The following is a 20889-nucleotide window of genomic DNA, read 5'->3' as shown; positions in this document are numbered from 1 at the left end:
TATGCCTGTCGCTTCGCTTTCGGCCAGAACGCATGGATTTCCTTACTTTAAAGATATTACAAAAATTACTCCTATTTTCGTAAATGACTTGTTTGTGCCCGTCGCTTCGCTTTCGACCAGAACGCATGGATTTCCTTACTTTAAAGATATTACAAAAATTACTCCTATTTTCGTAAATGACTTGTTTGTGCCTGTCGCTTCGCTTTCGGCCAGAACGCATGGATTTCCTTACTTTAAAGATATTACAAAAATTACTCCTATTTTCGTAAATGACTTGTTTGTGCCTGTCGCTTCGCTTTCGACCAGAACGCATGGATTTCCTTACTTTAAAGATATTACGATTGCATCGTACTTCTTCTATTTTCTTAAATGACTTGTTTGTTTTAGCATATGACTGATACGGCTCACAATTGATTCAATTGCGTCCGGATTTTTCATTAAATCATAATCATTAATATCTAAACGTAGTACAGGACATGAATTAAAATTATTGATCCAATCTTCGTAGCGCTCATGCATTTCAATCCAATAATCATTTGGTGTTTGCTGCTCCATCTCACGACCACGTTCTTGAATACGACCAATTACATCATCAATCGGTCCCTCTAAATAAACTACTAAGTCTGGATGTGGGAAATAAGGTGTCATCACCATGGCATCAAATAAATTACGATATGTTTCGTAATCTATTGGACTCATTGTCCCTTTATCAAAGTGCATTTTTGCAAAAATCCCTGTATCTTCATAAATAGAGCGATCTTGCACAAAGCCACCACCATATTCGAAAATACGCTTTTGCTCTTTAAAACGTTCAGCTAGGAAATATACTTGTAAGTGGAAGCTCCATTTTTCAAAGTCATCATAAAATTTATCTAAATATGGATTTGTGTCTACTTTTTCAAATGATGTACGGAAATTTAATGCTTCTGCTAGCGCCTTTGTCATCGTTGACTTTCCTACACCTACAGTCCCAGCAATTGTAATGACAGTTTGTGGGGGAATATCATATTTCTCTCTCAAATTCATTGTTGCAAGCTCCTTTGTTGTAACGTATCTTCAATTATTTTTAAAACATATTGTAAATCTTGCGGGTTTTTTACAAAATCGAGTTGATCTCCGTTAAATCGAATAACGGGAATTTCGGGATGCAACTGCTCAAAATGTTCAGTAAAGGTATGATAATCTGCTACCAGTTGCTCCATGTATTCACGGGAAATCATTTTCTCAAATTCACGCCCTCGTTTGGCAATACGTTGCATTAACGTATCTACGCTAGCATATAAATAAACAACTACATTTGGCACAGGCATATCTTTCGTTAAAATTTGATAGATTTCTTCATACTTTTCATACTCGGCAGGTGCCAACGTACGCTTCGCAAAAATTAAATTTTTAAAAATATGATAGTCCGATACAACTGCTGTATTTTGTGCTAACCGCAATTTTTTGATATCTGTTAATTGCTTATAGCGATTACATAGGAAGAACATTTCCGTTTGGAAGCTCCATTCCTCAATATCTTCATAAAACTTATTTAAAAACGGATTTTCGTCTACTATTTCCTTTAATAGATGGTAATTAAATGTCGCTGATACCTCTTTTGCCAAAGAAGTTTTGCCTACACCAATCGGACCTTCTACCGCAACAAATGGAACCGTCACCAGAAGTTCCTCCTTTATGTTTAGAATTCTATGAGTCAATTATGCCCTTATTTTAAGGCTATATTGTATAAAACTAAAAATGAATCAGTGCTTTTCATTGTATCATAGTGAGAAAATGAAAAACAGAATCAACATGATTCTCAATTTTTAACATTTTATAATATGTACACTTGATAGATAATCCAATAAAAAAAGACCCACCGAAGTGGGTTCAGACTCTAGACAAATACTGCCGTAGATTGCCACTACAGTGGGCGCTTTCCTCAGGTATACGATAAACTTCCGCTCGTAATTTACTCACTTTGTTGCGTCTTACATTCTTTCTAATGGTAAAAGTCCACAGCACTTTCCGCGAGCACGCTGTAAGCCACAACGTCGTGGCGCACAATTTGTTTCATCTTACGGTACTTGCGTGCGTTCTAAGCAGGAGTCTTGGTGGACTTTTACTTGGAAAATTGTTTGAGAATTGTTTGAGTGCCTGGCACTATAATTTCACTCGTTGTAAACGCAAGGCATTTAGTACAACAGATACTGAGCTGAATGCCATAGCTGCGCCTGCTACCCATGGTGCAAGTAGACCCATTGCTGCGATAGGTATACCTAATGTATTATAAGCAAATGCCCAAAATAGATTTTGTTTAATATTGCGCATTGTTTTACGACTCATAATGATTGCTTCCGCAATGCTATTTAAATCCCCACGTATTAACGTAATATCAGCAGCCTCCATTGCAACGTCTGTACCTGTACCAATAGCCATCCCAATATGTGCTGTTGCTAATGCAGGTGCATCATTTATACCATCCCCTACCATCGCTACATTTTTGCCGGCAGCTTGAAGTTTTTTCACTTCATCGGCTTTTCCTTCTGGGAGTACTTCCGCGATAACATGATTCACACCAACCTCATCTCCAATTGCCTGTGCAGTCCGTTTGTTATCGCCCGTCATCATAATGACAGTAATACCCATTTCCTGTAAACGATGAATAGCTTCTTTGGAAGTATCTTTTACCGTATCTGCTACAGCAACGAGACCAGCATATTGACCATTAATAGCAGCCAACATTGCAGTTTTACCACTCTCTTCGAAATGCTCCATTGTGGGCAATATATGCTCAATATTAATATCGTATTGCTGCATTAATTTACGTGTTCCAATTACAACACCTTGACCGGAAACCGTTGCTTGCACACCATAGCCTGGAATTGCCTCAAAAAATTGAACATCGCCAAGCTCGATACCTTTATCCTCAATTCCTTGAACAATTGCTTGTGCTAACGGATGCTCCGATTGTTTCTCCGCTGCGCCAATTAATGAAAGAACATGTGCTTCCTCTTGATTGGCTGCTAGTACGACGTCCGTTAACACAGGTTTTCCGTGTGTAACTGTACCTGTTTTATCGACAACGACTGTATCAATGCGTTGCGTTTGTTCTAAATGCTCGCCACCTTTAAATAAAATACCAAATTCAGCAGCCCGACCAGAGCCTGCCATAATAGATGTTGGTGTCGCTAAGCCAAGCGCACAAGGACAAGCAATTACAAGCACAGCAATTAAAACTTCAAGTGCCGGTGTAAATTCTCCTGGTTTTACCCATAGGATCCAAATAAGGAATGTCACAATAGCAATGCCAACGACAATTGGTACGAAAATGCCGGAAATTTGGTCTGCTAAACGTTGAATAGGCGCTTTTGAGCCTTGTGCATCTTCCACGACTTTTATAATTTGTGCCAGCGCTGTATCACGGCCAACTTTTGTAGCAGACATTTTCACAAAACCATTTTTATTAATTGTTGAACCGTATAATAAATCGCCTTGCTTTTTATCTACTGGAAGGCTTTCCCCAGTTAGCATTGATTCGTCAACAGCCGTTGTGCCCTCTAATACGGCACCATCCACTGGAATTTTCTCACCCGGCTTCACTAATAAAATGTCACCTATTACAACTTCCTCTAACGGTACTTCTTTTTCTACGCCGTCGCGCACAACAATAGCGGATTTAGCTTGAAGGCCCATTAGCTTTTTAATAGCTTCCGATGAGCGACCTTTAGCTTTTGCCTCGAATAATTTACCTAATAATATTAACGTAATTAAAACGGCACTCGTTTCAAAATATAGATGAGGCCCATGATGCGAATTGATTGTGACAATTGCTTGATAAACACTGTAGAAATATGCCGCAGAGGTCCCCATAACGACAAGAACATCCATATTGGCACTTCCATTACGTAGTGCTTTGTATGCCCCTACGTAAAATTGTCTCCCAATAATAAATTGAACCGGTGTAGCTAACACTAATTGCACCCAAGGATTCATTAAAAAATCAGGGACATATAAAAATGATGTAAAGGAAAAATGGCCTACCATCGTCCAGAGTAATGGTAGCGAAAGAATGGCAGAGAAAATAAGTTTTTGTTGCTGTTGTTTTATAGCCTTTTCTCGATGATCTTCGGTTGCTTGCTCATCCGCCTTCTGATGAGCACCATATCCTAATTTCTCTACCTTTCCGATAATGTCAGATACAGAAACTTCTGTTGGATTAAATTCGATTGTTGCTTTTTCAAGAGCCAAGTTTACAGAAGCCGTTGATACACCTGACAGTTTATTTAAACCTTTTTCTATGCGCGTGGCACAGGCTGCGCACGTCATACCTGTAATATCTAGTTCCGTTTTTTGTTTCACCACACCATAACCTAATGCTTCAATCTTTTTTTCAAAATCTGCTTCACTCAATTTTGCTGGATCATATTTTATAGAGGATTTTTCAAGCGCTAAGTTTACAGTTGCTTGCTCAACACCCTCCATTTTTTTTAATCCTTTTTCTATTCGAGTAGCACATGCTGCACAAGTCATACCTGTAATTTGTAAATTCGTTTCCTTGAAGTCAGAACTCATTACCTTTCCTCCTCTTTATATACCGACTGGGGGTATATAGATTTGAAAATAATAGAGTGCTTTTTGAGCACCCTACTTATCTTATTCTACCTCATAACCTTGATCGTCAATCGTTTCTTTAATTTGCGCAAGCGATACTTGTGCGTCGTCAAACGCCACATCTACCAAACCATCAGCCAAATTTACTTTTACTTGTTCTACACCAGCTAGTGCACCGACACTTTTTTCTACTGAGTTAACACAATGTCCACATGACATTCCTTGTACGTTTAATGTTACGTTTTGCATAAATACCTCTCCTTTAAATTAAATTAAAATGCTATATAAGAGTATATACCCTAAAAAATTATTATTTTTTCATTAATTTTTGAATGGTCACTACTAACTCATCTAGGACCGCTTCATCACCTTCAGATAGGCGATCTACGACACAGCCTTTTAAATGACCTTCTAATAAAATTTTTGCTACACTATTTAAAGCTGATTGCGTGGCAGACAACTGCGTTATAACATCATCACAGTAAACGTCCTTTTCAATCATCCCCTTGATGCCTCGGATTTGACCCTCGATTCGATTTAAACGAGTCGTTAAATCCTTTTTTACGCGCTCAGGGTGGTGACTTTTTCGACACGACGCAGTTTCTTCTGTATGACAAGCATCATCTTTCACTGTGTCCTCCAACTGCTTCACCTCCTATTGATTATAATCATACTATACCCACGAAGGGTATGTAAAGTAGGCAATTTATTTTTTCTAATTTTTTTAATCATGATCGTGATGAGCTTGCTCACTTTTTATATTACATAATATTGACTCATCATGACGATTCGTTACCGTTTCCAATTGTATCGTTACATGCTTTATGCCCTTATGTTCAAGATTATGTTCAATTTCGCGTAATATATGCTCACTTTCCCCAATGCTTAGTTGGCTATCGACAACTGCATGACAGGAAAGTGCATTTGTGCCACTAGTAATCGTCCAAATATGAAGGTCATGGATACTGTGCACACCTTCATTTTGCTCGATTATTTGAATGATTTCCTGTACATCAACATTTGACGGTGTTCCTTCCATAAGAACATGAATCGCGGCCTTTGTTACAAAATATCCACTACGTAGTACCAATACTGCCACAATAACACTTGCGAGCGGATCAGCCCATCCCCAGCCGAAAAACATAATAACTAATGCAGCGATTATGGCACCGACAGAGCCAAGCATATCGCTCAATACATGTAAAAATGCTCCGCGCATATTTAAATTGTCTTGCGTATCGCCACCGCGCATCATAATCCAAGCAACTAAAATATTTATTAAAAGGCCAATTACACTAATAATTAGCATCCCTGTCGTTGCCACTTCTGGAGGATTTGCGAAACGCTCAATTGCTTCATAGAAAATAAATAATGCTATTAATATTAATGTCACGCCATTTAATACTGCTGCTAAAATCTCGAACCTTTTATAGCCATATGTTTTGCTAAAGCTAGCTGCTTTTTCTCCGAACATAAAAGCAAGTAGTGCTATCGCTAATGAAATTGAATCACTTAGCATATGTCCAGCATCGGATAAAAGCGCCAAACTATTTGTTAAAACCCCACCAATCGCTTCAACAACCATATAACTCGTAATAATTATAAAGGATAGCAAAAGTACCTTTTTATTTGCGCCATGTGTATGATCATGGCCGTGATCGTGATTATGCCCCATAGTCTTCCCCTCCAAAAATTTATTAATACGAAACTTTTAGTTGTGTGTAGCGTGTTCAATTGCTTGCTTCAATAAATTCATGATGTGATCATCATCTTTTGAATAGTATAAGCTTGTTCCTTCTCTCCTAAATTTCACTAATCTTAAATTTTTTAAAAATCGTAATTGATGGGATACTGTTGATTGACTTAAGTCTAATATTTCAGCGATATCGTTGACCGAGTGCTCATCTGAACATAATAAATTTAAAATGCGTATTCTTGTCGGATCACTCAATGCTTTAAACGTTTGAGAGACAACAAATAGCGTTTCTTCATCTAAGTGCTGTCCCTTTCCGCTTTTTACTTCTACCTGTTTAACTTGTTCATCCATTTTCCGTTCCCCCAATATTGTATTTATATATGAGCATGTGTTCATATATAAATATATATGGTTATTTTAGGAATGTCAATTCAAAGCAAAACACAAAACTCCATACGCGTGATACACTATTTATAAGGAGAGATACTAGTGGATAATTATGAAACAGACCTTATGTTTATGGGCCAAGCCTTAGAAGAAGCTAAAAAAGCTGCCTTGCTTGGCGAGGTGCCAATAGGAGCCGTTCTTGTATACGAGGGAGAAGTCATTGCTAAAGCACATAATCTACGTGAAACAACCCAAAATGCAACAACGCATGCTGAATTAATGGTTATTCAAGAGGCATGTAAAAAAATAGGTAGTTGGCGTCTTGAACAAACAACACTCTATGTCACATTGGAACCTTGCCCCATGTGTGCAGGTGCCATTTTACAGTCACGAGTGCCGCGTGTTGTATATGGTGCGAGAGATATAAAAGCAGGGTGTGTCAATTCGCTCTATCATTTATTAAATGATGCCCGTTTTAACCATGAATGTGATGTTACAGAAGGTATTTTGGCTGAAGACTGTGGTCAAATTTTAACTGACTTTTTCCGCGTATTACGTGAACGAAAAAAGGCGGAGAAAAAAGCACGTAAAATGGCTGAAAGCACAGGAACTTGTGAATCACAGTAGGTTAAGTTCCTTTGCTCTAATAAGAAAAAGGTACCTCAAAACTTGTGAGGTACCTTTTTCTTTTCTATGATTATGGGGATGGCGATATATATGAAATGTGTCGTAGCAGCGACAACATCTTCATAACAAAATAATAGCTTCATGCTAGCAAAAATTACTGTTCAAAAACACACTCACCTTCAATATAAGTAGCAAGTGGCTTCACATTCATAATCTGGTCTTGTGATATTTCACGAAGGTCTTCCGCCAATACAACGAAATTCGCTTCATAACCTTCCTTCAACTGACCGACCTTTTCCATACGTATCATCGTTTTTGCATCCGCCGTATAAAGCTGTAATGCTTCTTCTACTGAAATACGTTCTGCGGCACCTAAATCTGTACCATCATATGCAGTACGTGTAACAGCTGCCTGAATTGTTACGAACGGATTGGATGCTTCTGCCCAAGATGTCGCAGGTGCATCTGATGATAAGGCTGTAGCAATGCCTTGCTGTAAAAATGTTTGCACACCATATAACGTTTGCGTTTTCTCTAGGCCGAGATTTTGTAAGTAGCTTTCAATTTCACAAAATAAGAAGATTGGCTGTGGCACAAAGCCGATGCCCCATTCAGCTGCCTTCTTCAAGGCACTCTCTGACGGCATTGCAGCGTGTTCGATACGGACAGATGGCGCATCTGTTAACCATGCTTCTTCTTCATAGAAAGTATCAACAATTAAGTCTATAGCTTTGTCGCCCATTGCATGAACGACTAATTGAATACCATGCTTCCTTGCTTCAATAGACGCAGCTAAAAGTTCCTCTTTTGTCGTCATGGCAATACCTGTTTCAGTACTATTTAAAAATGGCTCAGAGACAAGCGCTGTACGTCCCGATACACTACCATCCGAAAATAACTTAATTCCGCCTATATACGCACCTGCTTGGCGATCTATATTTTCTTCTACTAATAAATCATGCTTTTGTATATCATCCCATACATAATTAACAGCGACACGTTGCTTCAAACCTTTGGAACGCGCCTTACGATATAAGCTTAAATAATCAAGAGGACTTACCGTTGCCATCATTTCTGTAATACTTGTTACGCCATAGGAAGCTAAAATATGAGATAGTTTCACGAGTCTTGCTACAATTTCATCCTCAGATGGAGATGGTAAATGTTGTAGCACTAAATTGCGTGCATTTTCACGAAGCACACCTGTCGGCTCACCGTTTTGGTCTCGGTCAATTTGTCCACCTTGCGGATCAGGAGTATCCTTTGTAATACCGGCAATTTCTAATGCTCTACTATTAACGGAAATAATATGTCCACATGTACGCATGACGATAACTGGTAATTCTATTGATGCACGATCTAAATCTTCCTTTAGTGGTGCACGTTTCTCAGCCAGCTTTCCTTCATCGTAGCCCCAGCCTAAAATCCAGCCACGTTGCCTAGCATCGTAATTTTGCAAAGCTACAATCATTTCTTCGATAGAAAGAATTTGTGGTGGTAGGCAAGCTACTTGCTCAAGTACATCCGCCAACATTATTGGGTGCATATGCGCATCGATAATACCTGGAATAATAACTTTTCCTTGTAAGTCTACAATTTCTCCTTCATATGAAGGCATATCTTCTTCTAAACCAAGCCATTTAATCTTGCCATCAGCAATCAACATTGCTGTAGCAGATTGACATTCGGAATTGGCAGTATAAATTTTTGCATTGCGAAAGATTTTCATTATTTTTCAACTCCTATTTCTTCAACACCATGGTCGTTTTCGTTAGGTCGTCGGCTTTCACTACTATATGTAATAAAGCACCTACTCAAAAGCCTATGGAATGGTAATCCAAGCGAATCCACTAGACTGTAGTAGAGCAAAAGTTAGTGAGAACTGGCATGTTAATAGCAAGTTTTTAAAATTACTTATGTTACAGGCAAACAATACAGTGTCCCTTTAAACATAATAAAAACTCACATAAGATTTATCTAAATAATAAAAAACTTTCTGCAATGAAAAAAGGAGATAAATTTTTATCTCCTTTTTGTAAAAAAAATTTTACAACAACTCATATTTTAAACATTTATATTTAAGTAGCTGACGTGAGATACCTAAACGGCGGGCTGTTTCTGCTAAGCGCCCTTCTGTTTCACGTAATTTTTCAGCAATAATCAGGCGTTCATAAGCTTCTGTTAAATCCCTTAAATGTCCTGAATGAATATTGGGCATGGACGGCTGAGCTTTTTGCTGCACCGTCCTTACAATGCGCTCTGGAATATGCTCCAGTAAAATTTCTTGTCCTATTAAGTTGTTATAGGCCGTTTCTAGCGCATTTTTTAGTTCGCGCACATTTCCTGGCCAATGATATTCATAAAATAATTGAAGTACCTCTTCACTATAACGAACATCTTTTTGAACTGTATGCTCATTATAAAATTGAATATAAAAATCAAGAATAGCAGGTATATCTTCTTTGCGCATATGAAGCGGTGGCAAATCTATTTGCATAACGTTCAGACGATAAAATAAATCCTCACGTAATCTTTTTTCTGCTAAAAGTTTATCTAAATCCTCATTGACCGTTGTAATATATCTAATATCTAATGGCTCCCCATTCAGGGTTTTCAAATCTACCGCATGCAGTAATTTTGCCTGTAATGATAAATCCAGCATATTTAACTGATCAATAAGTAAGGTACCCCCATTAGCCTCCTGCAGTTTTCCTTGTTTCCCTTCAGCCTCAATACCGTAAAGCTGCGAAAAAATAGTATCCTCTGTCAATATGGAACAATTGAGCACAATATACGGCTTTGTAAAACGCTCGCTTTCATTATGAATACCTTGCGCTATAATATCCTTCCCTGTACCTGTTTCACCTGTAATCAGTATAGATGAATTTCTCTTTGCGCCACGGCGAGCCTTCTCAGTTAGAGCTTTCATTTCTGCATTAACAGAAATTAAATCTTCTAAACGGTAATTTGTATGGTTATCTCGATATAATTTATGTCCGAGGAAATGATCCAAATATTTTATTTGTTTACTTTCATAAAAATGCTTTGAAAACTCAATAGCGCCAATAATTGCTCCATCTTCGATAATCGGATAGGTTGAGCTAAGCGATGTATAACTAAAGCCATTTAACGTCGTCAGAACCTGTTCAAAGTAAATGATTGGTTCTCCTGTTTGCAGTACTTTAAAAATTGTACTTGTTTCAGTTGATAAATTTTGATAGCTATCAGTCACGGTTTTTTGGAAAAATTCATCTGGTGTTAAGCCAATCTCTAACAATATATTTAAATCTGCTAAATCATAAAAAATTGCGCAGCCTTTTTCATCGGTAATTAAAACATTATCAAACTCTCGTAATGCTTGTGTAAATTGATGTAGAACCATGAATTTTCTCCCCCCTTGTCCCCATGAATTATAATCATTATAACGAATTTTCTAAAATAATGAGAGATTTGAGCGCTAAAAAAGCAAAAAAAAGCTATTTTAGAAAATCTAAAACCAGATTAACTAAAATAGCTTATCGTATTGTCTTTGCTTTTACCTGTGGAATTACTACATTTCTATCAGTTGAAACTTTTAATTACGGATTTGTGACCACAGTGGGCTTTTTATTTTGGTGCAATCACTGTTTTTCCGCCCATATAAGGAACTAATACCTCTGGAATCACTACACTTCCATCAGCTTGCTGATAGTTTTCAAGGATAGCAGCCACTGTCCGACCAATTGCAAGACCTGAGCCATTTAATGTGTGCACGTATTCTGGTTTTGCATTCGGCTCACGGCGGAAACGAATATTCGCACGGCGCGCTTGGAAATCCTCAAAGTTTGAGCAAGAAGAAATTTCGCGGTACATATTTTGTGCCGGAATCCAAACTTCTAAATCATATTTTTTCGCAGCTGTGAAACCTAAATCTGCAGTACACATTTTTAATTTACGGTAAGGTAAGCCTAGTAATTGCAGTACTTTTTCAGCATGACCAGTTAATAATTCTAGTTGTTCGTAAGATTCTTCAGGTTTAACAAAACGTACTAATTCTACTTTATTGAATTGGTGCTGACGAATTAAGCCACGTGTATCGCGACCTGCAGAGCCCGCTTCTGAGCGGAAGCAAGCACTATATGCTGCAAAGCCCTGTGGTAAAGCTTCAATAGGAAGAATTTCATCACGGTAGAAATTCGTAACTGGTACTTCTGCTGTTGGAATCATAAAGTAGTCTGTATCATCTACTTTAAATACATCTTCCTCAAACTTAGGCAGCTGTCCTGTACCCGTTAAGCTGTCTCGATTAACAATAACAGGTGGTAGCATTTCTTCATAGCCATGCTCTTCTGCATGTAAATCCATCATAAAGCTCATTAATGCACGTTCTAAACGAGCACCTAATCCACGGTAGAATAAGAAACGGCTTCCAGTTACTTTTGCACCGCGTTCAAAATCGACAATTTGTAAATCTGTTGCAATATCCCAGTGTGCTTTAATATCGAAATCAAAAGTTGGTACTTCACCCCAAGTATATTCCTCAACATTATCGTCTTCAGTAGTACCAACTGGCACAGATTCATGTGGAACGTTTGGTAAACGCATCATCATATCTTTAAAACGATCTTCTACTTCATTTAGCTGTGTATCTAATTCTTTAATCTCATCGCCAACTTGACGCATACGAGCGATTACTTCATCAGCATTTTCTTTATTACGTTTCATAACAGAAATCTGCTCAGACACTTTATTTCGTTCAGCTTTAAGCTCTTCTGCCTTTGCGATTAATTCGCGACGCTTCGTATCTAAAGCTTCAAAATCGTCTAAGTTTCCTAAATCCTCGTTACGTGTTAATAGCATTTCTTTAATTTCCGCAAAGTTATCACGGACGCGTTTAATATCTAACATCGTTCATACCTCCAGTAGTAGATTTCATAATGATGGGCGTTTTATTTATGATGGAACACAAAAAAGCCCTCATCCCATGAAAGGGACGAGAGCTACCCGCGTTGCCACCCTAATTGACCAGACACTTTGCCTAGTCCACTTATCTCATAACGGCATTTCAGCCGGCGACAGCCTACTTCATTTACTTCGACTGCGCAACTCCAGGACGGATTCACAAGTGCTTTTATCAGCTTCCACCAACCGCTGACTCTCTAAAAAAAACGTGCTTGTTACTACTTCCCATCATCGTGTTTACTTATTTAAATTTTATCCTACTGTACTATATGATTCGAGATTTTGCAAGTCACACCATAGACGTCACAAAATATTCGAGAATACGGGAATCTGTCGTTAGTTCAGGATGAAATGAACATCCAAGTAAATGCCCATCACGTGCTAGCACAATTTTATCTTCATGCACAGCTAACACTTCAACACCTTCGCCGACTGACACAATATGCGGTGCTCGAATAAAAACGGCAGATATCCCTTCACCAACAGCTGGAACATCCAACTTCACTTCAAAGCTATTTACTTGACGTCCATACGAATTTCTAGCAACGACAACATCCATGACAGCTAAATGTGGTTCATGATCGACCAGCTCTTTTGCAAGTAAAATAAGCCCTGCACAAGTGCCGAACATAGGTAATCCTTGTTGTGCAAGTGTCCGTATTGGTTCTAGCAGTTCATAGCGATTTAGCAACTTACGCATCGTCGTACTTTCTCCGCCAGGTAATACTAGACCATCAAGCCCTACTAGCTGCTCCTTGTGCTTTACTAAAACCGTTTGACATCCAAGTGCATCTAACATTTGTGCATGCTCTCGAACAGCACCCTGTAATGCTAACACACCGATAATTTTCATGTTACCAGCCTCGCTCTTGCATACGTTCACTTTGACTCAGCTGTGCAATATCAATACCTTTCATCGGCACGCCAAGCTCCTTTGAGATTTCTGCAATCAATTGATAATCTTTATAATGTGTCGTTGCTTCGACAATAGCACGTGCAAATTTCTCGGGATTTTCTGATTTAAAAATACCTGATCCAACAAATACCCCATCGGCACCTAATTCCATCATTAGAGCAGCATCAGCTGGTGTCGCAACACCACCTGCTGCAAAGTTTACAACCGGTAAGCGACCAAGCTTTTTAATTTCTCGTAATAATTCAAAAGGAGCACCTAGTAATTTCGCTTCTGACATTAGCTCATCCTCAGTCATTCCAACAACTTTTCGCACTTGCGCATTGACCTTACGAATATGGCGTACAGCCTCTACAATATTACCTGTACCTGGCTCACCTTTCGTACGTAGCATAGACGCCCCTTCACCAATACGACGAGCTGCCTCACCTAAATCACGACAACCGCATACGAATGGTACTGTATAATCACTCTTTAACAAATGAAATTCCTCATCCGCTGGTGTTAATACCTCACTCTCATCAATATAATCAACACCCATAGCTTCTAATACTCGTGCTTCGACAATATGACCAATACGTGCCTTTGCCATTACTGGAATAGTAACTGCTCCCATAACTTCTTCAACAATACGCGGATCTGCCATGCGCGCAACTCCCCCAGCCTTTCGTATATCCGAAGGTACGCGCTCTAACGCCATAACAGCTACAGCCCCTGCCGCTTCAGCAATTTTTGCCTGTTCTGCATTTATGACATCCATAATTACGCCACCCTTTTGCATTTCAGCCATCCCACGCTTCACTAATTCAGTTCCTGTTTGCTTCATTATTTTCTACCTCCACCTTTGTGATAAAATTTAGTATAATAGAAATTGACCATATCAAAATATTCAGTTTACAAAATAATTATAAGGTCAGGAGAATAATCGCTCATGGATATGCTCTTATTTCAGCTTGAAAAAGATGGTGGAAAACCGCTATATGATCAGCTTTATAGTGGTATAAAAGAAGCCATTACTACAAAGAAAATTACCGTTGGAGAAAAATTACCTTCAAAAAGAAAATTAGCAGATTTTTTAAATATTTCTCAAACGACTATTGAAATTGCCTATGCGCAGTTACTTGCTGAAGGTTATATTATGTCAAAATCGAGGGTCGGTTATTTTGTTGAGGAAATTGATGAACTTCCATATATTCAGCAAGACACATCCACATACCTAACAGAGCAGCCTCGGAAAAAATCATATTCCATTGATTTTAACCCTGGTTCCATTGATATTGATGCCTTCCCATTTCAAACGTGGCGAAAATATGCAAAAGAGCTATTTGATGATGCCTCGAAGGAACTATTATTAACAGGTGAGCCACAAGGAGAATTAGCATTACGTACGGAAATTGCTAATTATTTATATCAATCACGTGGCGTTATTTGTAGCCCTGAACAAATTGTTATTGGCTCAGGTACTGAACAATTACTTCCGATGATATTACGTCTCTTCAGTGAAGATACTTGCTTTGCGCTCGAAAACCCTGGTTATCCAACAGTGCATCGGATGTTTCTACAACATAAGCGAAAAGTTTGTCCAATCTCTGTAGACGATGAAGGAATACTTATTCAGGAACTAGAAAAAACAAATGCCAACGTTGTTTATATAACGCCATCGCATCAATTCCCTACTGGCGCTGTATTATCTGCGACAAGACGTGCACAGGCATTAAATTGGGCCGCTCAAAGCCCATCACGATATATTATTGAGGATGATTATGATTCTGAATTTCGTTATACCGGAAAACCAATTCCTGCTCTTCAAGCATTAGATCGCAATGACAAAGTCATCTATATGAGTACCTTTACAAAATCATTAATGCCTTCTTTACGAGTTGCTTATTTTGTGCTTCCACCAAAGCTGCTGGCTACTTATAATGATGTCTTTAATTATTATTCATCGACAGTACCTAGATTTGATCAGCACATTGTAGCCAATTTTATGCGAGACGGTCACTTTTCAAAGCATTTGAATCGTATGCGAAAAGTATATCGAAAAAAACATGAAAAGCTAACTACCATTTTAGAAAATTATTCTACTCAAATTAAAATAACAGGAGAGCAAGCAGGCATGCACATCTTGCTCAATGTTCAGCATGAATTATCCGAGAAACAATTACAGCAAAGTGCCAATGCTGTAGGGATAGGTATCTATCCATTATCAGATTATCGACTTGATGAAAATACGACCTCACAAGCTCAATTTTTACTTGGCTTTGGAGGTATACCGGTGCATGAAATTGAAACATCTGTCGAGAAATTAATGAATTGCTGGGCAATACAACTTAAACAACCATCTACATCACGATTAAAGTGATAAGATGGTTGTATTTTTTATCCTTTTTCTTTTAGTTGAATATTATAATGCTTAAACCACGTATGAATTTGCCCTAAATAGGCTAAGAGTTGCGGACCAGCCATTAATTGTCCATACCAAGGCACTTTAAATGAACTTCCTCCAGACTCAATTAGCTCCACTAGTTTTTGTCGTTCAAAAAATTCATGCAGAACTGAATTTTTATCATTTAATATTTCTTTTAACCACTTTTGAACACCTGCTGTATAAACAGGATGATACGTTTTTGGATATGGATTCTTTTTGCGATATAACACTTCCTCTGGCAATAAATGCGACATCGCTTTTCGAAGTAAGCCTTTTTCCATACCGTCTAAATTTTTCATTTCCCAAGGAATATTCCACGCATATTCTACAAGCCGATGATCTGCAAATGGCACGCGCACCTCTAGACTCGCGCCCATACTCATCCGATCTTTTCGTTCTAGCAATGTTTGCATAAACCATACCATGTTTAAATAAAACATTTCACGGTGCTGTGCTGCCTCTGAACTTTCCCCCTCTAGATAAGGTACTTCTCCAATCGTTTGATCATATACTTGCTGTGCGTAGTTTTCCACATCTAACTTGTTGCGCCATTCCTCCCGTAACATAGCTGTTCTTTCTGAAAGTGATCGAATCCACGGAAAGCCTGTAGTCCTTTCTTTAAACCATGGATAGCCACCAAATATCTCATCTGCACATTCCCCCGATAAGGCTACCGTAAAATCTTTTTTTATTTCTCGGCAAAACCATAGTAACGAAGAGTCAACATCCGCCATACCAGGAGCATCTCTGACAATGACAGCTTCTATCAATAAATCGATTAATTGTTGCTGTGAAATTTGCTCAGCATGATGTGTTGTATCAAATGAGTCATTCATTTTTTTAATCCAATAAGTGTCCGTTGAAGTTTGAAAAGCGTGTGGATTAAAGAAACGCTCGTTATCCTCATAGTCGATAGAGTACGTATGAAGTTTGCCTTTATTTTGTTGCTGGAAGCTATTTGCCGCAATACCAGTAATAATACTGGAATCTAAACCTCCAGACAGAAATGTGCAAATTGGTACATCTGATACAAGTTGTCGTTCGATAGCATCTGTCAGTAAATAGCGTACATGATCAATTGTCTCTTCCAATGATTCTTCATGTTTTTTGCTTTGAAGCTGCCAATATTGCCATATACGTACCCCGTCTCTTGAATACCTCATTGCGTATCCTGGCCGTAATTCATTAATATTATGAAATAGCGACTTTCCAGGTGTTTTAGATGGTCCTACAGCCATTATTGTAGCAAGCCCTTCTGTATTAACCATTGGATGAACTGCTGGATGAGCAAATAGCGCCTTTACCTCTGATGCAAAAAGTAACTCTTCTTGCTGCTCCGTATAATACAAAGGCTTTACCCCAAGACGGTCACGGCACAGAAAAAGTGATTCCGTTTGTTCATCCCACACACCAAAAGCAAATATGCCATTTAAATAGTTCACACATTGTTCTTTCCATTCAATATAAGCAGTTATTAATACTTCCGTATCTGACTGAGTTGTAAAAACATACCCTCTTGTTTGCAACTCTTTACGTAATTCTTCTGTATTATACAGCTCGCCATTATATGTAATGGCATAGTTTACGCCATCATGTTTTTTCATCATCGGTTGCTTGCCACCTATTAAATCGATAACTGCTAACCGTCGATGGCCAAATGCAATATGTTCATTACACCAAGTATTTTCATCATCAGGGCCTCGTTTACTTAATGCTTGCGCCATTGACTTCATGATTTTATCACTTGTTCGTAAATCCTTTTTAAAACTAGCCCACCCTGTAATACCACACATTTAGCCACATCCTTTCGCCTATTAGCGTATGCATATAGCCTGTAAAATGTGAAAAAGAACACGTTATGCTTTTTCAAACATAAACGTGTTCTTTATACTTAGTTTTAAAATAATCCACCAACAAAGTCAGTAATACCGCCCCATAAGCTGCCGAAGAAATTACCGATACCTTGGAAGAATAGAGCAAAGCCACTTGCACGTTCAACAGATGCTGTTGTCACGACGTCAGATGCAAATTCCTTGCCATCGATAAAGCCGTAATCCTTGCCTTCTGTTCGCTCAATAACGACTTTACCTACTACCGTATCCTTCTTAACTTTAGCTTCAAGGCTTTTTTTATCTAATACTAATTTAGGTTGATATAAATCTTTTTCAGAAGATTTCACCATAAATGAAATTGGTTCTTTCACAGCAATGGCTACTTTATCTTCTTTCCCTTTTGTAACTTTTACAGTCTTTTGGTCTTTAAATTTATAGTTCGCTGGGATAATTTCATGTTTTGTAAATTGTGAAAAGCCGTAGTTAAATAATTTTGCTGTAGCATCAAAACGGGCTTTATACGAACCTTGTCCATTTGCATCTACAGCTTTCATTACAACTGCAATTAAACGTGTCCCGTTGCGTTCTGCAGTACCTGTGAAGCAATGCCCTGCAAAGTTTGTAGTCCCTGTTTTTAGGCCGTCTACGCCTTCATATTGGAATACTAGACCAGGCAACATAAAGTTCCAGTTTGACATCTCAATTGCATCATCTGTACCTGCACGGAATGTCTTTTTGGTAATCTTAGATGTTTCTAAAACCTTTGGATGGTCTTTTAATAAATGATACGCTAATTTTGCTACAGACTTAGCTGGCATCACATTCTCGTCTTCTGGGCCAGTGCCTGCTGGTTGCATACCAAATAGATCTGCATTGTTAAGACCAGTAGCATTTACAAACTTATAGCCTTCAAGTCCAAGCTCTTCTGCCTTTTTGTTCATAAGTTTTAAAAACTCAGTTTCAGTACCAGCAATTGTTTCTGCAATAGCTACTGTCGCTGCATTAGCAGAATAGATAGCCATCGCCTCATAAAGTTCACGAATTGTATATGATCCGTCTCTTCGTAATGGTACATTACTTAATGCACGATTTTGAGACATGCGATACGTATAATCTGTAACATGATATTCTTGATCCCATTTCACCGTACCTGCATCAATTGCGTCCAGTAGTAGGTACTCTGTCATCATCTTCGTCATACTAGCGATACCTAGTGAAGTATCTGCATTTTGTTCATATAAAATTTTTCCTGAATCTGCGTCTATTAGAATCGCAGCATCTACTGTAAGCCCTAAATCTGTTTCTGCATTTGCTTTCGCAGGTATACCCGCGAATATACTAAATAATAGAACAGGAATTAGGAGCAAACGTAATACGGTGTTCATTGTTTTTTTCACCTTCATTGCCCTCCAAAAAATAATCTTGTCCTCGACATTTTATCATAGATATCATCCTACGTGCGCAATCTATATCATAAAAAAATGCCCCCGTGCCATCTTTGTAGACGATACGAGAGCATAAAAGTTGCTAGAAATTTATTACATTGAATAGTTTGGTGATTCTTTAGTAATTTGAACATCATGAGGATGTGATTCACGAAGACCTGCACCTGTCATACGGACAAACTGAGCTTTGTCACGTAAATACTCAAGGTTAGGAGCTCCACAATAACCCATACCTGCTCGAATACCGCCGATCAATTGATAAACTGTATCTGCTAGAGGACCTTTATAAGGAAGTCGACCTTCAATTCCTTCAGGCACTAATTTTTTCGCATCCTCTTGGAAATAACGATCTTTTGAACCTTTTTCCATTGCACCAATTGAACCCATACCACGATAAACTTTAAAGCGACGACCTTGGAAAATTTCAGTATCCCCAGGAGATTCAGAAGTACCTGCAAGAAGTGAACCAAGCATTACGATGTTACCACCTGCTGCAAGGGCTTTTACGATATCTCCAGAGTATTTAATACCACCATCAGCAATAATTGTTTTACCAAGCTCACGAGCTACTGTAGCGCAATCATAAATAGCTGTAATTTGAGGTACACCTACACCTGCAACAACACGAGTTGTACAAATTGATCCTGGTCCAATACCAACTTTCACTACATCTGCACCAGCCTCAAATAGTGCACGAGCGCCATCTCCAGTTGCTACGTTACCAGCGATGATTTCCAGTTCAGGGTAAGTCTCGCGGATAGAACGAATTGTTTGTAGTACACCCTCTGAGTGACCATGCGCTGTATCGATTACTACGATATCCACCTGTGCTTCAACAAGCTTCTCAATGCGAACCATTGTATCTTTAGAAACACCTACTGCTGCACCTACTAATAAACGACCATGTACATCTTTCGCAGCTTTCGGGAATTCAATTACTTTTTCAATATCCTTAATTGTAATTAAGCCAGTTAATTTACCATCTTCATCTACAATAGGAAGTTTTTCAATTTTGTATTGTTGAAGAATTTTTTCAGCATCCTCTAAAGTCGTTCCAACAGGAGCCGTAATCAAATCTTCTTTTGTCATTACATCTTCAATTTTTAAAGAGTAGTCAGAAATAAAACGTAAATCGCGGTTTGTAATAATACCAACTAGTTTTTGGTTTTCCATGCTATCAACAATTGGAACACCTGAAATTCGGTATTTCCCCATTAAATGTTCAGCATCGAAAACTTGGTGGGTTGGAGTTAAGAAGAATGGGTTTGTAATAACGCCATTTTCAGAACGTTTTACTTTTTCAACTTGTTCTGCTTGCTCATCAATTCCCATATTTTTATGAATAATACCGATACCACCTTGACGTGCCATAGCAATTGCCATCTTAGATTCTGTTACTGTATCCATTCCTGCACTGACCATTGGAATATTTAATTTAATCTTTGGTGTTAGTTGAACTGATAAATCAACATCTTTCGGTAATACTTCTGAATGAGCTGGTACTAATAATACATCATCAAAAGTTAAACCTTCTTTGGCAAATTTAGATTCCCACATTTTCGTAACTTCCTCCTATAGTTAAAAGAATATTAATTGTAAGATTAACAACGAGTCATGCTACTGTCAAGAAACTTATAAAAGAAAGACAATTCAGACATCTTACCCTAGTAATATTTATACCCTATTCTCTATTTTAAAGACCGAATTTCTATATTTAATGTAGGATTATCTCTATTTAATATATTTTTCTTGTAAAAAACTCACTACCTTTAAAAGACTCAAATCCTTAAACATTAAATTCAAGATTACAAATATTGTATTCTCTTATACAGACTAATTTCATACATTATCAAGAAAATAGTAACAATGAGAGTCATATAATTTTTAACCCAAATAAAAAAGCAGCCAACAATTGCTGACTGCTTTGTGTGCCTAGCGACGTCCTACTCTCACAGGGGGAAGCCCCCAACTACCATCGGCGCTAAAGAGCTTAACTTCCGTGTTCGGTATGGGAACGGGTGTGA

Annotated in this window: 18 protein-coding genes, 1 rRNA gene and 1 other annotated feature; of the genes, 3 read left to right on the top strand and 16 right to left on the bottom strand. The window is 38.2% G+C overall.

The window, feature by feature from the left end; genetic code table 11:
* Window positions 1-373, top strand: a 373-nt coding sequence (locus ACIQXJ_RS23945) for a hypothetical protein (protein WP_403080897.1), incomplete at its 5' end; no start/stop codon positions are given.
* On the opposite strand, the gene ACIQXJ_RS23940 is transcribed toward ACIQXJ_RS23945, so the two are convergent.
* From ACIQXJ_RS23940 to ACIQXJ_RS23910, 7 genes are all read right to left on the bottom strand, one after another.
* Window positions 358-1026 carry a deoxynucleoside kinase gene (locus ACIQXJ_RS23940; RefSeq protein ID WP_403058582.1) on the bottom strand — a complete coding sequence of 223 codons (669 nt, stop codon included), beginning with the start codon at window positions 1024-1026 and terminating at the stop codon, window positions 358-360. The genes ACIQXJ_RS23945 and ACIQXJ_RS23940 overlap by 16 nt on opposite strands.
* Complete coding sequence (locus ACIQXJ_RS23935) at window positions 1023-1661, bottom strand: deoxynucleoside kinase (protein WP_403058579.1); 639 nt, start codon at window positions 1659-1661, stop codon at window positions 1023-1025. Before ACIQXJ_RS23935 ends, ACIQXJ_RS23940 begins: the two co-directional genes overlap by 4 nt.
* A gap of 484 nt (window positions 1662-2145) precedes the next feature.
* Complete coding sequence (locus ACIQXJ_RS23930) at window positions 2146-4557, bottom strand: heavy metal translocating P-type ATPase (RefSeq protein ID WP_403058576.1); 2412 nt, start codon at window positions 4555-4557, stop codon at window positions 2146-2148.
* Between the two features lie 81 nt (window positions 4558-4638).
* A complete protein-coding gene (gene copZ, locus ACIQXJ_RS23925; protein ID WP_228134225.1) occupies window positions 4639-4845 on the bottom strand; it encodes a copper chaperone CopZ in 207 nt (68 codons plus the stop codon).
* Between the two features lie 61 nt (window positions 4846-4906).
* Window positions 4907-5239 carry a metal-sensitive transcriptional regulator gene (locus ACIQXJ_RS23920; RefSeq protein WP_403058573.1) on the bottom strand — a complete coding sequence of 111 codons (333 nt, stop codon included), beginning with the start codon at window positions 5237-5239 and terminating at the stop codon, window positions 4907-4909.
* 81 nt (window positions 5240-5320) lie between these two features.
* On the bottom strand, window positions 5321-6271 hold the full coding sequence (locus tag ACIQXJ_RS23915) for a cation diffusion facilitator family transporter (RefSeq protein ID WP_403058570.1): 951 nt from the start codon (window positions 6269-6271) through the stop codon (window positions 5321-5323).
* Between the two features lie 36 nt (window positions 6272-6307).
* Window positions 6308-6643 (bottom strand): ArsR/SmtB family transcription factor, encoded by a 336-nt coding sequence (locus ACIQXJ_RS23910; protein ID WP_403058567.1) that lies wholly within the window; start codon window positions 6641-6643, stop codon window positions 6308-6310.
* A gap of 162 nt (window positions 6644-6805) precedes the next feature.
* On the opposite strand from ACIQXJ_RS23910, the gene tadA reads away from it, so the two are divergent.
* Window positions 6806-7306, top strand: a complete 501-nt coding sequence (gene tadA, locus ACIQXJ_RS23905; protein WP_403058600.1) for a tRNA adenosine(34) deaminase TadA — start codon at window positions 6806-6808, stop codon at window positions 7304-7306.
* A 154-nt stretch (window positions 7307-7460) separates the two neighbouring features.
* Here tadA and ACIQXJ_RS23900 read toward each other — a convergent pair whose 3' ends face one another.
* From ACIQXJ_RS23900 to pdxS, 5 genes are all read right to left on the bottom strand, one after another.
* Window positions 7461-9035, bottom strand: coding sequence for an amidohydrolase (locus ACIQXJ_RS23900; protein WP_403058565.1), 1575 nt, complete (start codon window positions 9033-9035; stop codon window positions 7461-7463).
* 318 nt (window positions 9036-9353) lie between these two features.
* Window positions 9354-10688, bottom strand: a complete 1335-nt coding sequence (locus ACIQXJ_RS23895) for a sigma 54-interacting transcriptional regulator (RefSeq protein WP_403058562.1) — start codon at window positions 10686-10688, stop codon at window positions 9354-9356.
* A 224-nt stretch (window positions 10689-10912) separates the two neighbouring features.
* Window positions 10913-12193 (bottom strand): serine--tRNA ligase, encoded by a 1281-nt coding sequence (serS, locus tag ACIQXJ_RS23890; protein ID WP_340821499.1) that lies wholly within the window; start codon window positions 12191-12193, stop codon window positions 10913-10915.
* 78 nt (window positions 12194-12271) lie between these two features.
* Window positions 12272-12488, bottom strand: a binding site (T-box leader).
* A 48-nt stretch (window positions 12489-12536) separates the two neighbouring features.
* Window positions 12537-13100, bottom strand: coding sequence for a pyridoxal 5'-phosphate synthase glutaminase subunit PdxT (gene pdxT / locus ACIQXJ_RS23885; protein WP_403058559.1), 564 nt, complete (start codon window positions 13098-13100; stop codon window positions 12537-12539).
* 1 nt (window position 13101) lies between these two features.
* On the bottom strand, window positions 13102-13986 hold the full coding sequence (gene pdxS / locus ACIQXJ_RS23880) for a pyridoxal 5'-phosphate synthase lyase subunit PdxS (RefSeq protein WP_403058556.1): 885 nt from the start codon (window positions 13984-13986) through the stop codon (window positions 13102-13104).
* Window positions 13987-14091: 105 nt separating this feature from the next.
* Here pdxS and pdxR point away from each other — a divergent pair, with 105 nt between their 5' ends.
* Window positions 14092-15522, top strand: coding sequence for a MocR-like pyridoxine biosynthesis transcription factor PdxR (gene pdxR, locus ACIQXJ_RS23875; protein ID WP_403058553.1), 1431 nt, complete (start codon window positions 14092-14094; stop codon window positions 15520-15522).
* A gap of 17 nt (window positions 15523-15539) precedes the next feature.
* Here the strand turns inward: pdxR and asnB are convergent, their stop codons facing one another.
* The 4 genes from asnB to rrf all read right to left on the bottom strand — a co-directional run.
* The gene (gene asnB / locus ACIQXJ_RS23870; RefSeq protein WP_403058550.1) at window positions 15540-17381 is read right to left on the bottom strand and encodes an asparagine synthase (glutamine-hydrolyzing); all 1842 of its coding nucleotides are present in this window, start codon (window positions 17379-17381) and stop codon (window positions 15540-15542) included.
* Between the two features lie 104 nt (window positions 17382-17485).
* A complete protein-coding gene (locus ACIQXJ_RS23865) occupies window positions 17486-18823 on the bottom strand; it encodes a D-alanyl-D-alanine carboxypeptidase family protein (RefSeq protein WP_403058547.1) in 1338 nt (445 codons plus the stop codon).
* 135 nt (window positions 18824-18958) lie between these two features.
* Window positions 18959-20422 (bottom strand): IMP dehydrogenase, encoded by a 1464-nt coding sequence (gene guaB / locus ACIQXJ_RS23860; RefSeq protein WP_228134214.1) that lies wholly within the window; start codon window positions 20420-20422, stop codon window positions 18959-18961.
* Window positions 20423-20795: 373 nt separating this feature from the next.
* Window positions 20796-20889, bottom strand: a 5S ribosomal RNA gene (gene rrf / locus ACIQXJ_RS23855); the annotation flags it as partial.

It is taken from the genome of Lysinibacillus sp. NPDC097868, from assembly GCF_044761135.1.
Lineage (GTDB): Bacteria > Bacillota > Bacilli > Bacillales_A > Planococcaceae > Lysinibacillus.
Note: the sequence above shows the minus strand (reverse complement) of the source record. Positions and strands in the feature narration are given on the sequence as shown.